This is a genomic window from Streptomyces corchorusii (assembly GCF_001514055.1).
Classification (GTDB): Bacteria; Actinomycetota; Actinomycetes; order Streptomycetales; family Streptomycetaceae; genus Streptomyces; species Streptomyces olivaceoviridis.
Genome location: NZ_KQ948372.1, coordinates 134,488 through 150,649, shown reverse-complemented (window position 1 = coordinate 150,649; position 16,162 = coordinate 134,488). Strand labels below are relative to the sequence as shown.

The 16,162-nt window shown below is 65.3% G+C and carries 4 protein-coding genes and 4 pseudogenes; 3 read left to right on the top strand and 5 right to left on the bottom strand.

Going from position 1 to position 16,162, the window contains the following annotated elements:
* Positions 1 to 217 precede the first annotated feature (217 nt).
* The 4 genes and pseudogenes from AQJ11_RS52925 to AQJ11_RS52920 all read right to left on the bottom strand — a co-directional run.
* Positions 218 to 394 (bottom strand): annotated as a pseudogene (locus tag AQJ11_RS52925) (IS701 family transposase); the annotation flags it as partial.
* A gap of 586 nt (positions 395 to 980) precedes the next feature.
* On the bottom strand, positions 981 to 1,376 hold the full coding sequence (locus AQJ11_RS39260) for a hypothetical protein (protein ID WP_059266558.1): 396 nt from the start codon (positions 1,374 to 1,376) through the stop codon (positions 981 to 983).
* Positions 1,377 to 1,501: 125 nt separating this feature from the next.
* Positions 1,502 to 2,461 carry a hypothetical protein gene (locus tag AQJ11_RS39255; RefSeq protein ID WP_244218581.1) on the bottom strand — a complete coding sequence of 320 codons (960 nt, stop codon included), beginning with the start codon at positions 2,459 to 2,461 and terminating at the stop codon, positions 1,502 to 1,504.
* Between the two features lie 233 nt (positions 2,462 to 2,694).
* A pseudogene (locus AQJ11_RS52920) lies at positions 2,695 to 3,633 on the bottom strand (winged helix-turn-helix domain-containing protein); the annotation flags it as partial.
* Here AQJ11_RS52920 and AQJ11_RS48755 point away from each other — a divergent pair.
* Together AQJ11_RS48755 and AQJ11_RS52915 are read left to right on the top strand one after the other, a co-directional pair.
* A pseudogene (locus tag AQJ11_RS48755) lies at positions 3,598 to 3,729 on the top strand (IS5/IS1182 family transposase); the annotation flags it as partial. The pseudogenes AQJ11_RS52920 and AQJ11_RS48755 overlap by 36 nt on opposite strands.
* Positions 3,730 to 4,416: 687 nt before the next feature.
* A pseudogene (locus AQJ11_RS52915) lies at positions 4,417 to 4,611 on the top strand (DUF6302 family protein); the annotation flags it as partial.
* A 10-nt stretch (positions 4,612 to 4,621) separates the two neighbouring features.
* Here AQJ11_RS52915 and AQJ11_RS49505 read toward each other — a convergent pair.
* Complete coding sequence (locus AQJ11_RS49505; protein ID WP_159061782.1) at positions 4,622 to 15,073, bottom strand: scabin-related ADP-ribosyltransferase; 10,452 nt, start codon at positions 15,071 to 15,073, stop codon at positions 4,622 to 4,624.
* 816 nt (positions 15,074 to 15,889) lie between these two features.
* On the opposite strand from AQJ11_RS49505, the gene AQJ11_RS48750 reads away from it, so the two are divergent.
* Positions 15,890 to 16,162: hypothetical protein (locus tag AQJ11_RS48750; RefSeq protein ID WP_208616731.1), on the top strand; the 273-nt coding region annotated here is incomplete at its 3' end.

Sequence of the window (16,162 nt, the reverse complement as noted above, 5' to 3'; positions counted from 1 at the left end):
CTGGTACGCCAGCAGAGTTTCGCTATCTGGCCTGGTCAGAAGCGTCGTGGGGAGCGTAGTTGGCTACTGGCACGTCAGGGGCGGTCTCTTGGCTGACCGCACCTCCGACGAATGACATCGTCGTCGGTAGTGACAGTGCCGAGGCACGGCGTGAGGCTTTCTCCTCCATCGTGACCATCTCAGCGCATGGATGCGAAGTGGCGGCGGGGCCGGTCTGCGGGGCCAGTTGCCAGGAGCCGGCGGACTTCTGCCACGGTGAGCGGAACCAGGATAGAACCGTTTCTGCATCCCCCTCTGACCCCGCCTGCGCAGCCGTGGCCGCGAGAAAGACATGCGCGAGCATGGCCAGGGTGATGTGCCTCATCCAGCCGCGCGGTCGGATGCCGTAGTGGTCCGTCTCGAAGTAGCCGGCCTCCTTGGTGTCCTGGCGGCTGAAGTAGACGAGCCGCAGGTGGTGCAGCATGGCCCGGGCCATGGTCCGCGGGTGCTGCGGAGTACTTGCCAGGTCCAGGTTGGCGAGCGAGTTGATCTCCTGCCGCTGGCACTCGGTGACCAGGCGCTGCACGACACTGATCGGCCAGCGTGCCCCTTCGCGGGCCCCTGGGCATGCCGGTGCAGCACCCACTTGAAATCGGCCCGGGCCAGCGGCCGCAGTCCCCGCAGCGACAGCACTCCGTCCGTGCGTCCGGCCGGCGTGGCTTTGGCGCACCAGCGTCGGAAGGCAGCTTCGTCGGCGTAGGTCACCGTGAACATAGCGGGCTCGCCGCGGCGGGCACGCTGGTGGATCGCTCGTGCGTTGCCCTCCCGGCCCTCCCGGATGTAGCGCAGGAAGTGGTACGGACACAGGCCGATGTAGTGGCCGGCTCCCTCCGGGCAGGAGGGCACCAGGCAGTCACCGAGACGGGGAAACGGCTCCTGCCGGGCAGCCCACAGTTCGTAGTCGTCCGGCCGGCCGTTGCGGCGCTGGAACGCGCTCCACTTCACCAGGGCCCCGGAGTGCAGGTAGCACAGCGTCTGTAGGCCGGCACGTCCGGCCAGAACAGGCAGTTGCCGAGGTAGCGCCCGCCGCGGGGCTTGAGCGGTACGGCTTCCTTCAGGAAGGCGACGATGTCGCGGCCCTCGCACTGGAACTGGAGCCACTGCGCGGCGTGGCCGCAGCAGTAGTCCCGCCGCACATCCCGGATGCGCTCGCATCTCGGCACCCCGCACAGCCAGCCGTACACGGGGTGATCGTGTGGGACCCGAATGACGTCGCCGCGCAGCACCGGGTCGAAGGTCGGCCCGGCGATCAGGGTCTGAAGAAGCTCCAGCCGGTCCGACGTGGTGCGCGTCCCAGCGGTCGTGTCCGGCGCGAGCGCCAGGGTCGGGGCGCTCACTCCGTCTCACCCCAGACGGTCTGTAAGGCCGCGGAGAACTCGGGGGAGTGGAGCTCGGGATGCCCGTAGACCTCGTCCACCATGCGCGCCGAGGCCCAGTTGCCGACGGCTTGGCCACCATCGGATCACCCGACAGGTCCAGCACCTCGTTGGTCATCTGGTGCCGGAGCTCCTGGGGCTTGATGCGCCCAGGCAGTCCCGCCCGGCGTCCAGCCCGGCGCAGCACTCCGCGCGCTGCGTCGGCCGTCCACGGCTCGCCGCGCCGCGGCCCACTCAGCTGGATCAGCAGCATGCCGTGCCCGGCCGCGAACCGGGTGTACTCCGTCGTCATGTAGGTGAAAGTAGCGGCTGATCATCGCCGGGCTCGCACGGTAGATCTCGCCACCGGTGATTAGGCCGTCGACCATCTGCCAGTCAGGCTTGATCTTCGCCGCCGCGCGATTCTGGTTGCCCCACCGGTGGCAGACGTGCACGTGCGGGTCCCGGCACTCACCGCAGGCCGCGTCTCGCCGCAGGGTCAGGTCGACCAGGTGCAGGTCGGTCAGACCGCCGATGCGGATAGCGGTATCCGACAGCCACTGCACCACCATGGCGTCCCGCGCGGTGTTCACGCGCTCCAGCAGGCTCGGCTTGGCGCCGTCCGGCAGCATCTTCGGGTGCCGGCGCGTCGGACGGCCGGTGGGCGCCAGCGGGTTGGCCTGCATCGACTTCACCGCATGGCCCAGGAAGGCCCGGCTGCGGTCCGCCTTCGTCGGCAGGCGCTCCACCGCCAGCGCTGACCGGAGCTCGGTGTTCACGCCGTACGGACGCTTCGGCGGCAGCCGCCAGGGCTGCTCCCACGGCATCTGCACCTGCGCACCGACCGCCCCCATATAGCGGAGCAGGTCCCGCAACGTCACCGTCTCAGCCGTCAGCTTCTCCCGCTCGCACCACCGCAGGTGGTCCACCAGGGAGTACGCGTACGTCTTCTGCGTTCCCGACCCCTCGTACGACCGGAGGAAGTCATCAGCCTCATCCTGAACGGACCCGTCAGCACACAAGATCGTGTACGAGCGGCCACCTTCCGCACGCGTCAGAACCTGCACACGCAGGTCGCCAACTACCAACACAGGTCGCGTCACTGCTCGCCCGCCCCACGAACTTCGAGTACGTGCCGGACCCTACGAGCGCGTTCGGTAAACGCGCCCGGACAGCTCATGAGGTGCCGTCCGCCACCTCATGCAGACCGTGCGCTCCCTCGCGCCCGTCACCCACGTGCTGGTGATGGGCTACTACCAGCCTCTGTACCGCTACGGCCTGCGTTACTGACTTCGGCTTGTCAGGGTGGGGGTGAATCGTCGAGGGTCAGGCCGGTGCCGGCTATGAAGCCGTCGACGGTGTCGGGCCGGTATCGAAGGCGCTTGAGCCGGTTGCGGACGAGGGCTTCGAGCCGGTAGAGCGCGACCACCGCGAGGTTCGCCAAGCTCCGCTTGAAGTGTGCCCATACCCACTCGACGGGATTGAGATCGGGCGAGTAAGCGGGCAGCAGGAACACCGTCAGCCATTTCCGCTCGGCGGTCAGCTCACGCATGGCGTGGGAGACGTGGGTGTTCAGCCGGTCCAGATCAGCACAACCGGGACCTTGACGAACTGGTGGACGCCGTCGATGAGTGCGACGCCGTCCCGCTCGCCCATGCTGCGGCGTGCCCGTCGCCCGCTCGGTGGGTGCGCAACCGATGACACAGCCGGGTGCGCGAGCCCGGCCGTACCGCGATCAGTCCGGCCACCGACAGGCACCCCGAGCGGCGCGCGCTGACGGTCACGACCGGGGTGCGACCTCGCCGGCCCCAGGTTCGTCCCCGTGGCGGCTTCCGGGTGAAACCTGCCTCGTCCTCGAAGCAGATGTAGCCCCCGCACGCCGCCCGGGCCCTTCTACCTCCGCCCAGGTCGCCTCCTTCCACACGGTGACGGCCCGCTCGTCGCGCTCGGCGACCCTGCGCGCGGGGACCTCCGGGCTGAAACCGAGCCGGTACATCAGCCGCGTGGCGCCGGAGGCGCTATAGGAGACGTGGAACTTCCCGCCGATCAGCGTGGCCACCCTCGCCGTGGTCCACACCTGGTCCTCCACCCAGCCGTGGGCAGCCGGGCCCTCATCGAGGTACCCGGCCAGTTTCTCCAGACAGCGCGGAGACAGCCGGCAACGCGATCCACGCGGGCCGCGGGAAGCCAGCGCCTCACAACGCTCGCCCGCGCCTACGAGACCCTCACCGCCGCCAGCTCCGAGGCCATGATCCACATCGCCTCGATTGAGAACCTCGCCAGGCGCATAACGGACGAGGCGACACCCACCTGGCGAGGAACGTACAGGACGTAAACGGCAATCTGCCCACCTCAAACGGCCTCTTACAGCCGATCTTGAGGCGTGCCATCGAGGAGGCCGATTTCACGGCGGCCGTCGCCGTCGACGGTGCTTCACTGGTTGTCTCCGTTCTCACCAGCAGGGCACCGTGGTACCCGATGACGCCTGAGGCGGCCCAGGAGTGGATGCGTAAGGCCGGTGTCCCGGGCGAGGCCGGGTGGGATGACATGTGGAATGTCGGAATCCGCATGCATGACGCGGTATCGGCGCATAGGTTCATTGAGGTCCTGCTGAAGCCGCCGATCCGCGTCAACGCGACCGCCGACCACCTCAGGGGCGTTTTGCAGGAGCATGGGGTGAACGGCATCACGGAAGCCGGCCCGGACATCATCTGCGTCAGACTGTGCGGTGATGACCTGGCTTCGGCTGTGACGTTCGCGGAGTTGCTCGGCGCCCCGGGGCATCGGCCGCGAACTGGAGCTGTGGCGGCCACGCGGCCAGCGACGTCTCGCCGAGCGCATCGGCTACCTCGTCACGGGCGTCGCTGGTTCTCCAGTCGACACAGTCGCTGAGCCCGGATTCGCTCACGATGAGGAGAGTCTGAGCCTGTGTCTGTCCGTCGACCAGGCGGGCCGCGTCCTCCAGCGTCTGCACCGCACCACAACGGAAGAGGCGGCTCGTTGTGCACTCGGGGGAGGGTTCGTGAAGCGCCCCCGCAGCGTGCAGGTGGACGTGCGGAAGCCCGACCGGCGGGACGAATGGGAGCTGTCCTGGTACCGGGAGCGGCTGGCCGAGCCGTCTCTGCTCGACCACGTGTTCGAGGTCGTCGTCGACGGCACCGGATACCTGGCCGGGCCGCGCTGCGGCCGACGCCGCGGCGGCTACGTGAGCGCGAAGGATACGGCGGTCATCTGGGCCGACGAAGGGGGGATCCGCCATCCTTATCCTGGTCCGCAATCTCACTGGAAGCGTTGCCAGACGTGTCGGTTTGAGTGTGTGGGGCTGCGGCGGATTTGGCCGTGTGTTTGTTTCCCGCCCGGCGGGGCTGGGCGGCTTCTTGATCCATCGTTCTTTCGGAAGGTTTGTCCTCCATGCGGGTTGTGGCTCGTGTCTCAGCGGCGGTCTTGCGGGACACCTGGTTGTGGTCGGGGCGTGTGGCCTCAGGGTTCAGGCGGGACTGCCACCGCTGTGCCATGGTCAGTTCGGTCTGCGCCGGCGTCGCGGCGAGATCCTGTGCGGCAGTCTCCCTGATCGCCGGGGCGGCGGCTTGTGAGGTTGTCGCTGCGGGCCTTCGCCCGGCTCCGCTCAGGCCGACGCTAGAGGGTGTCGATTGTCCCGAGGAAGACCCCGCCGCGCCGTCTGTGTCATCCGGGCCGGTGGGAAACCCTCTGTGCGTACCCGACGAGCTGCCAGCAGGAGCGGCCCAACCGTGGCCCGCAGGGGTTTCGTCGCCGCGGAGACTTGGCCGCTTCGGCGGGGGCGCCTCGAGCGCGTGAACGCCCTCCCCAGGACGTGATTGATCGTCACGGCTTTCGACGGAGAGATCGTCGACCGGCCACGGGTCCGCCCTCTCAGTCTTGTGTTGCAGGGGCGGGTCGGGCAGCGTCTGCGGTTCGGACGGAGAGCCCTGACCGTGGTCGTTTCCGGCCAACGAGGTCTCGACCAGGACGGTGAAATCACGCAGCGCGGCGTACTTCTCCTCATCTGCCCGAGTGGCGTTCACTGGATTGGCGGGCGTGGAATGAATCGCCGCCGGATCAGACCCGTACAGGGTCTCCAGCAACGGAACGAGAGCCGGTACGTAAGTGCGGACCCAAGCGGCACCGTTGTTGCGGCGCTGTCCCGTCTGCGGGTCCGTGCCGTGATTCGTGCCCAGCCATGCGTTGCTGAGCTGAGCGAAAAACTCCTCCACCGATGTCGAGGAATAGTTGTCGGCCTCACGGCCGTCCCCATCAGTGCGCGAACCGTCCGGCCACTGCGCGCCCATGCCTCTGTCTCGCATGGCATGGTAGACGTCACCGACCACCTGCTTGTCAGCCGGCAGCAGCCCGACGTCGAAGATCGCGTGGGCGATCTCGTGGGTCGCAGTGGAGAAGCCGTCCGGGTAGTGATGCCCGCCACCCACGAAGGTCTCTCCACCCAGCAGGTTTTCCTCCGTCACGGCACTGACACCGTGGGCGCTGACACCGCGGATCGTGTCGAGGGAGCGGCCGTCGCCGGCCCTCTTCCCCCGCAAGTGACGCAGCGCATGCAGGTCAGTCACGTGGACATCCCGAGGCGTAATCAGTACCTCCGCGCGGCCGTTCAGCAGCCGTCCCGCAACCTTGGGATTCTGTAGCATACGTGCCACCTGCGCACGCGCTTCCGCGCGTGCGGAGGCAGGCTCGTCTGCTCTGAGATCACCATGAACCAGCAAATGCGCTGCCGTCCAGGCCATTTCCTCCGATGACACCTCGCGCTGCAGCGCTGCGACAAACCGGACACTACGAGACAGCCAGCGCCGCTGACCAGGCGTGAGGCCTTCCAACGCCCCTACACGTTCACTGTGCGGCATACGCGGCAACTCCGCCACCAGCGTTTCGGCCTCCGGCGGCGCCACCACCGCATCCCGCGACTGTGGTCCAGTGAACTCTTCAGAAATCCCGCCCCCCGCCCCGTCGTCAGCATCACCGGTCGGACCGAGCCGGGTCTTCCCCAGTCCGAGGTCCTCACCACCAGTGCGTACGGCACTGTCACTGATCTCCTCCCAGGACTTGCCGCGCTTGCGCAGCCACTCCACCGACGGCCCCAGCGGATCCCCGTACTTGCGCAGATTCCGCTCGAAAATCTCCGCCCGCTGTTCCTCCGGCGTCAGGTTCTTGTACTTCACCCCGATGGCACGCCGCATGGCATCCAGTCCCCGCGCCGTGTCCTCGCTGCTGACCCCCTCGAAGGTCGCCAGCTCCATATACGCCTTCAGGTCCTGCTCGACGGCACGGATGTATTCCAACCGCAACGGCGGAAGATCACCGCCCTCGCCCGGAGCCATCGACACGTCAGCAAGGTCATACGCCGCGGCACCAGAGTCAGCAACAGAGACAGGTAGGCCACTGGTATCGGCTGGCAGACGGCCACGCCGGTTTTCGCTGGCGCCTGGCGCGGCGTTCTCCGAACGAGGCATGGTAACTGCTTCGGACTTGTCGCCGAGCCACCAGCCCTCGCTGTTTCCGAGCGGACCTGCCCCACTGTTCATTGTGAAGAGCGCCTCCGCAGCGGGGGGCAGATTAACTGTTTCGAGCCCACGGGTACCTGTGTCGTGGTGTGTGGGTGGAGTGGCCGTTGGCTGCGTGGAGGCCGCCGCCGGGCGAGTGGGTGCGCCGGTGGCTTTCTCGCCGTCCGGCTGCGGCTGGGGGTGCTGCGGAGTGTCCGGTCGCCATTGGCGGAGGTATCCGCGGAATCGGGGGTCTTCTTCCGCAATGGCGGCCAGTCCCCGGCGCATACTGTCGCTCGTGTCAGCCATCCGCACGATCCGGGGACTGCCGGTATCCAGCCTGGGTGTCTTGGGTGTCCTAGGTGTGCCTGGTGGCATGGGGAGCTTGTCGGGGGCGTGCCGGGGACTCGCCGGACTCACACTGGTCTCTGCGATCCGGCCTATGCGTGGACTGCCCCGCCACTGCGAGCCGTCGTGGGCCCGGGGGCTGTTGGTAGCCAGCCTTGGCGTTCTAGGTGTCCTGGGTGTGCCTGGTGACATGGGTAGCTTGTCGGGGGCGTGCCAGGGGCTCACCGGACTGACAGCGGTCACCGGGACTCCGCCAATACGTGGACTGGACGATACCGGTGCATCATTGCGTGCCCAAGGAGGCGGCGCAGCCTCACCGAAGAGTCCTGGTGACAGCGGACTCAGCAGCTGTTTATCTGTGGATTCCCAGGGACTGTCAAGCGAACTTTCTGGCAGGCCTCCTCCTATGAGAAGACGAGGTACGTGAGGCCGTGCATCAGACGCGGCGTGATCGGAGAGCGGGGAGCCTTCAGCCACCCCGGACGGCTCGTCAGGCTGGGAAATGGTGAACTGCCATCCCGAGGGGGATGCCAATTCCCTGACGTTGTTGTACATGCTTTCAACATCTTCGGCGATCAACTCCTCGAGAACGTCAGGGTGCGCCCACGCATCATACTGCGACAATCCGTCGTAAAAGTGGGAGATAGTCGCCTGGTCTACTGCTGGAACCCCTCGCTCGCTTAGTATGTGGTTCACCCCGGCGAGTAGTTGCGAGATTTCATCCTCCGACAGATGCGACCTCAGCACATTCTCGATCCGGGGGCCACCAAGAGCCAAGTACATACGTTCAAGTCGTGCCGAAGCTTCGCCGAAATCACGCCCCAGGAGCGTAGCAGTGCCGTACTCGGCAATGAATTCCGCCGGGTCGGAGGCGGCGTATTCACTGACCATCAGAGCATCTCGCACGAACTCCTGCCGAAAGCGAGTGGAGAAGATGTCCATGTTCGCGCCGCGATTGGTCCGTGCTGCTATCCAGTGCAGCCCCTCATGCAGGCCGGTAACGAGAGGAAAATCATGTGTCGACGTGGAGAGGTAGCGGGGATCGTAAGGCCGGTACTGGATTGTCGCGGACGGTGTAATGATAAGGGCACCAGGATCACAATAGAGCGCCGCTGTCTCCTCCAGATTCCAGGTTCCTATCTTCTCGACACGGAGATCCACTAGAATCCCGTGGTCGTCCATGACGGGGTAGACGTCCATACGTGCGCTATACAGCGGTGCGTACACATCGATGGTGTCAGGTATTGACAACCCGCCCGCGTCCAGCCCGTCAATCATTCTCAAGAAGAACAGCAGTGCCCTAGTGGTAAGGAACTCCCTGCCATTGACAGACCAATTCGGCTGAGCAGGCATTTGGCTGTACAAATCCTGCTGCTGGATTCCGTGATTCAGCGCATCGATAATATCTTCGCCACTATTCATCTTCGGCCTGGAATGAGGGTCAAAATGGAATATGACCCTGACGTCACGGTAGATGAATTCGTGCGGAGCCATGAAGGGCTGCATATCGTCGTGCCGCGAATTATCCGGCCTACTCAGATAGGCCAACAATTCGGGGTAGTCAAATCTGCGACGGTCGACCAGGAGACGAAGCGCCTCATCCTCGATTCCATGCACGGTGATGCGCGCGTCCTCCTCAATCCCCTGGACAACGCGGTCCACTGTTCCACCAGAAAGAGTGTCCCACGAAGCTGCCGCGCCTTCCGGCAGTTGACCATCAGGGGTGCGCGCAGATGCTACAAGATAATAGAAGGGCCCATCCTCATCCAGAAGACCGGCACGACCCAGCGGTTGGCGCTCCACATATTGGGCTCGCTGCGGAGACAATGCACTGTAACGACTAAGCAGCTCAGGAGAAATGAGACTGTCGCGTCTAACCTTGACCCCTTCGACTACCCGCATGACCTCCCGGGCATGATCCGGCCGTATCGCGTTGTCCTGCCCGGCATCGCTCTCTATGAACTGCAGGAACACTTCTGTGTCTTGCGGTACCTGTTTCCGATCAAAATTCGATGCGCGCAAGTGTCCCACGTGCTCTGCGACAAGGTCATCGATCTCATCAATACTGTAGCCAGCCCCGATCATCGGATAGGGAGTTCCGTGCGCCATCTGATTGAAGATCGCCTGGGCGACATCCCTCGAGTTGCGGTTCCGCACGGCGGTCGGCAGTGCCCCGTATGCCCGCTTGGCGGTGTCGTCCCATTCCTCGCCCGACATACCCTGTCTGGTGAAAATGCCCGACAAGGCAGCCAGAACGTGCCGAGACTTTTCGGGGTTCTCCGCTGCAAACTTGTCCCACTCGTCATGTGGCTTCTCAGAACCGAGGTGAACAGCCCCATCGCGCAAGGCACTGCCCCGCTCAGTGCCGACGACAGGCCGATTCTCAGCGGTGGCCCGAGTGTCCGCACCGAGAGCCTTGGGCCGTGCCCCATCCACTGCAATGCCCGTCGTCGGCTGGCCTTGGCCCTCCGGCACGACTGAACTGGTCTGAGTGCTCGCAGAGCCGCCGCGTGGGGGGGCTGGTGGGGTGGTGGACGTCAAGGGGTCCGTGCCGCCCGGGAACCACTTATCGAGCTGCTCATGCTGAAGCCCCAACTCTGTGACGGGAATCCGGCCTTCGGGATGCAGCGCAAACCGCAGCCGCACGGTCCGGGGAATCGATATATCGGCAGGGACCTGAGTGAGATCTGCCTTACCGATCAGCCGACGGTGCCAGGGCACTGCTCCGTCGTACTGGTCGTGGCCCGACCGGGGCTGCACATCGCGTGTCAGGCTGGGTTCCGCATCGAAGGACTTGACCACCGGAGCCTTCTGCGCCCAAGCCTTCGCCAGAGCCGACCGCACCGAGTTCCTATCGGCGCCTGTCCATCGCTGCACGGATGCGCCCGCACCCCGCCACACATCGTGCAGTTTGTCGAATGCGGACTTGTCCGGCGCCAGCGGCTTGACCTCATGGCGCCGGTGGGTGAGCTCGCCGGCAGGCACGCTGCCAGGGGAAACGAGGGCGCGGGGGGCGACGGGTCGGGTGGGGTGGGGTTCGCCCGGCAGGTATACCGATGCCCCGGCGGGCAAATTTTGCTGGGTCTGGTAGCGGTAGAGGTGGTGGACGTCGCCCGGGTCCAGGCCGGGGATGAGGTCCTGGGCGTTGTTGGAGGCTTCTTCGACCGCCGATTGCCTGTCGGAGATGTGGTGTGTGTGGTCTGCTGCAGGGTCCTGAACTGCTTGCCGGATGGCTTGGTTGTATCCGTCCAGGGCGGTGGTGATCGCCGTCAGGCGCTCGATGAGCGCCGCGTCGTATTCCGAGGTCGAGTCGTGCTCGGTCTCCTTGCCCGTCGCGGAGGTCGGGGCTTCGGCACGGGCCACGGCTACCGCGGCCACGACACGATGCAACCGATCGCGGTACTTGACTTCCGCAGACTCCTGGCCAATGACCGCGACGTAACCTAGCGCACGGTTCACGATGCCGGACGCTTCGGTGAAGCGTGTGATGGCAATGTCGATGGTCCAGTTCCGCGAAGCGGCCCACGCGTTCAGCCATGGGTCGTTCGGGGCGAAGCTGCGCTGCGAAACCGGCAGGTCAGTCACTCCCCCCCGTGTGGAGGCCGTGGGCGGAACGACAGCTGGCTGACCTGTCGGCTCGTAATCCCGCCCTGGTGAGTGGCGAGTTTGCCCGCTGCTGCCGGCCACATCCGCAGACCGGTCAGGGGCGGGATAAAGACGCTCCCGCCACTTGTCCCGCTCCTCGTGCGACGACGACACCACTCCTTCGGCAGCATCGGCCGCGGCCTGGTCACCACCCCCCGTGACATCCCGCGAGAGCACTGGTCCATCACCGGCCATCGAAGCGGCCACGGAAGCTGACACGCCATCGGGCTGGTTGGCCCACGTCTCGTCGGCGGCGGCTTCAGTGGTCTGTGCGGGGGGCCTTTCCGCTCGGCGCTCGCGAGCCGCTGCAGTACTTCCCGAACCGGCGGGGCCGTCGTCTCCGGGACTGCTGGAGACGTGCGTACCGACAGTGGGGGCACTCGTAGCCGTTCCAGGCGGCACGGCTGGGCCAGCATCCGCCATTACAGGCACCGCGTCAGACGCCGCCGACGACCCTGTCACGTCTTCCGTCGCCGTTGCCGAGGTGTCTTCCGCCTCTGCGGTCTGCGTCCGCAGCCCGGTAGCGGAGGGCGCGCTCGCCTGCGAGAGAGCGGGTTCACCGCCGGGGAAACCCTGCGTATGGGAGGGGACCGGTCGGGCGGGGTGTGGTTCGCCCGGCAGGTGCACCGATCCCCCGGCAGGCACAGTGCGCTGGAACCTGTAGCGCAGGACATGGTGGACATCGGCCGGATCCAGACCGGGGATGAAATTCCGGGCATCGATGGAGGCATCTTCGACCATGGATTCCATGTCGGAGATCCACGACGTGTGGTCACTTGAGGGGTTCGTGCGCGCCCGGTAAATGGCCCAATTGTATTCCGCCAGCGCCGTAGCCACTGCGCTGAGGTGTTCGATGAGTGCGGAATCCACTGCCAGGGCGGCGGTCTGGTCCATCTCCCCACCCACGGCTGTCGCGGCTGCTTCCTCGCGGGTCACGGCTACCGCGGCCACGACGCGGCGCAGCCGGTCACGGTACTCCACTTCCGCAGGCTGCCGGCCAATGGAGGGTACGTAACCCAGCGCGCGATTCACCACACCGGACGCCTCGACAAAACGCCGGACAGCAAAGCCAATGGCCCAGTTCCGCGAAGCCGCCCACTCGTTCAGCCACGGGTCATCGATCTCCAGAGCTGGGCCTGAGACAGGAACGTGCGGACCCGCCGCCAGGTCCGAACCACCCACACCCCGATCACCATCACCGTCCCCGCCCACAACAGCCACAGCCTCGTCCCCCCCGTACCCGGCCACGCCACCCGGGGCACGCCGCTGCGCGGGCGCAAGCAGACTGCTGGAGGCGTTGCCGAGGCCGCCTGAAGCACTCGTGGTAGCCGCCGCACCACTGCGGGGAGGGGCGGAACGGCGGGTGCTCTTTCCGGTTCCCAGTTCCTCAGCCAACTGTTGAGACATACGTAGCCCCGCCTTGGCATCGCGGGGGTTGGCAGCAACAGTATGGGCAACTACGTTGACGATACCGGCGTAGAGTTCAGCATATTTCTGGGCGTTCTGCTGAGCGCTGCCGCTATTTCCATCTGGAGCGATATGGACTGACTCAACGAAGGTCTTTGCTTCGCCCAACAGCCGACGGCGACGCTCCCATGTCTGCGACGATATATATGCGCGTGCATCGTTGAAAGATTTCGCCCACTTCTCAAGCGACTGAGGAGAAGGCTGAGGGTATGGGTTTCCTTGCGGGCGTGAACCGGAGGCGGTTGACGCGTGAATTCCCCGCGTTTCCGCGGCTGACGAAAAGTTCGGGAGTGTGCTCGACACACGTTCGCGGCCGCCGTGAGGTAGACTTACGGCAGATGGATTAGATATTCCGAGCGCTCCTGCTGGAGCATTTCGCATGCTGATCCGGGAACGTGTCTCGGCACGAGCAAATTCGACCACTTTGAGGCGGCGACGCTTAAGTAGTTCCTTTACAGTGTCGGCCTTGCTTGATTCGAAACCAACGGAATCGACCGCGAAATCGATCGCTGCGGAATGCACGCCGTGCACTGCTGCGGCAGACTCACGGATCTGCGTCGAAGAGATCTCTTGGAAAATGGCGGCGGACTGTGCGTTGACGTTTGGGTCTCGTAGGTCATGCCAGTCCGGCACGTCCGGCCCGAAATCAGTACCCTTTTCTTCGCCTCGAGCCCTGAAGAGGAGTGCGCCGCCGAAATCTACGCGGACCGGATAACTATTCCATGTGAGAATATTGTCGTAGAGTTGACCGGCAACGTCTCGGTTCGCCAGCCAGGCATCGACAGCGAAACCTGCTTGTACCTTCTTTCGGTACAGTTCCTCTCTCTTCCGCTCAAGCAAGTCGTTCTGTGCTCCGGGGAGAAATGGAGACGCGGTGCCGGGCGCTCCGTTGATCAGCACCAACGCAAGGCGAGGCACTTCCACGCCTGCCATTCGGTAAAGCGTCGCCGCCAACACCTCATTGCGAGCGTGATCAGCGGATGGGGCCTGCTTCACGTAGAAGCGATGCCCAGCTGAATCCCGATACACTCCCCCGGGATTGCTCCCGAGTCGGTCGCTTAGTTTTTCCCAGCCGCTGGTATCGACCCAGGTTTCACCAGCCTCACCTCGCCAGATGTTACCAGCCGCCCTTATCCGATGCTGGGGAAAATAATATGGATTGGGAATGAAATCAACGGGTCTGTCATACCGGCCTGTAACGGCATCCAAAGGTGTACCGTTGACTATCTCGACGCCGACGATGAGATGGTTTCTGATGCCGCCGGGAAACGCAATCTCGCCTTCATTAGTCAATCCCGCAAGCAGTGAGGCATTTACATCTATTCCCCCCGGTGCATCGATCAAGTAGCGGAAACGAGTTCCCCAGTTGCTATGCTGTGCAGTGTGATCACGAGTAGTGCTGACAAATATTGACGGATAGTGATCGAACACGTGAGACCGCAAGGGAATTACGTTACCACTGCGCGGCCGGAAGCCGTCTCGAAATATTTGTTCATGATCATTTCCTCCGACTCCGCGCGCAGCCTCCCAACGGAATAGAAGACTGCCATCTGTCCGGTACCTTGGCTTTTGGCCATTCTCACTCACGGACAATTGCGACCAGGGCACCGATGTGACTGCCGTGTAATTTCCAGAAATATTTTCACTGGATGCTGGCGTCGCTGCTGTCGCTACTCCCGGCATATCACGAAGGTGATCACTCGACTCGACGATTTGCACATTCCTGCCCAGGAAATATTCGGGCATAGCGGGCAGGGAAGAACCGGCAGAATCTGCCCGGACGGTAGCGGACGTGGCTGTCCCGTCGGACGATACCGAAGCCACATCTGCAGCGTGATCAACACCAGTGGGTTTACCGCGGACTTTACTCCTCTCCGGCGTGACATTCTGGGGGAGAGCGCCGCCGCTGCCACCAACGCCCTCTGGCCTCAGTCGAGGCGTCAAAGGTCTACTGCTACCGGCAGTCCCGATTCCCGGCAGCGGGGGCAAGGGCAGCCGCCTGCCGGCGCCGTGCTGGCGGCTGGGGGAAGGATCGACCAGCGCGGCGGCCATGGTAGGGGAAGGGTGGTGGGCCGGCATCACATCGGCCACAACCCGGCCGATGCTGTCCACGACAACTACACGTGCCTGTGCGGGTGTGATGCCCGGCGGACTGTCACTCACGCGTACAGTCTCATCGGAACCCTCACCCGAGAGATCGACCCACACCACCCTGGCACCGCCACCGCCGGTACTTCCCTCGGCGCCGGGGGTGGAAAGAGCATGGGCGGCGAGCGCGTGGCCTATGCGCTGCGGATGTCCCGCGAGAACGAACGCGGTGCTGCCCGGACCCGTCGCCTCACGTGTGAGCGCCCGCACCACCTCGTCCCACTCAGCCACGGGCTGCCACTCAGCACCAGGCACCAGACCACCCCGCTGCGGATGACCATCCAGCACACTGTCATCCACCACACGAGCCGGAACAACACCCTGCGGATACAAAGCCTCCCGCAAGGACTGCAAAAACGTCAGACAACGCTGTTGCGACAACTCAAACGCGGACAGCGATAGCCGGTCTCCCTCCACCGGGCCGCCCACCACACGCGGCCACGCCCGACGATGCGTCTCCACTGCAGCCTCGACCGCCCGACCCAGGCGCACCCGGTCCGGCACCTGAGGGCCGCCTTCCGCCTCCACCGCGTCCCGGCCCAAGCCTGCGGGAGCCTGCACCGGGCCCACCGTCTCCCCGAACCGGCCAGACCCGCCAGTGACCGGGCGCGCCGCACCCACAGCCCCTTGGCGCTCCTGCGAGGGGTATTCGTGAGCCGGCCCAGTTTCGGGTCGTACGTCCTGCCGTTGTTCTCCGGGCTCCCGCCCGACGCCGGTTTGCTCGAACGGCACGCCGGCGGTGTGGGGAGCACCGGGAACCGTCTGTTCGGCGGCCCTGAGATGCCCGTCGCGTGTCTGTCCGGCTGGCTCTTCACCCCGCCTGGACTCTGTGCGGACCTCTCCCCTGGACAGGCTGGGCTCCGGGACCTGACGGGCGGAGGCCCCGTGCGGGGACTGGCTGGACTGCCTGCTTCCTTCTGAATCCCGAACTTGATCCCGGTCGAGATCAGAGAGAGGGGCGGGGGTGGAGGGCGTGGGCCGGTCGGTCCCGCCTGCCCGGCCGCCCGGGGTGGCGGGGGCGGTTTTCGCCGTGTTAGGGCGGGTGGCTGGAGTGTGCCCGGGTGTTGCTTGCCAGCCGGAATTGGTGCCCGTGCTGGTCTCGTCGTGCGTGGCGCCTGCCGTGGCGGAGGTGGCGGGTGTGGTGCCGGGCGGGGTGGGGTGGTCTGCCGTCGTGACACGGTAACCGGAGGTTTGTTCGGTCGGTGCGGTCGGTGCTGTCGGTTCCGGGCCGGGTCCCCGATCTGTGAGGACGCGTGCGAACCGTTCGAGGTCTGCGGGGGTTCCCGAGCCGAGGATGCTGCCCAGTCCGTCTTTGAACGGGCCGCTCGTGCCGGCACTGAGGACCTGGACCTGGACACCCTCCGGGGGTGGGACAGGATGGCCGACGGTTTCACCCGTTCCCGGCTTCCCAGCCGACTGAAGGTGGGAAATGCCGCGACGCACCTGGGGATCGCGGTGATTGTCAGCGAAGGGATGGGGCTTGGCTTTGTGGTCATCGCCGTCCCCGACGATGGTGTCATCGTCGGGGCTCCAGAGGCTGTCGCCGTTGTCTCCGACGACGGTGTCGGTGTCGGAGCCGTCCCCGCTCGCGGTGTCGGGGCCGTCGTTGTCGGTGCCGGTGGTGGCGGGGTCGTTGCTGAGGGAGGTGGG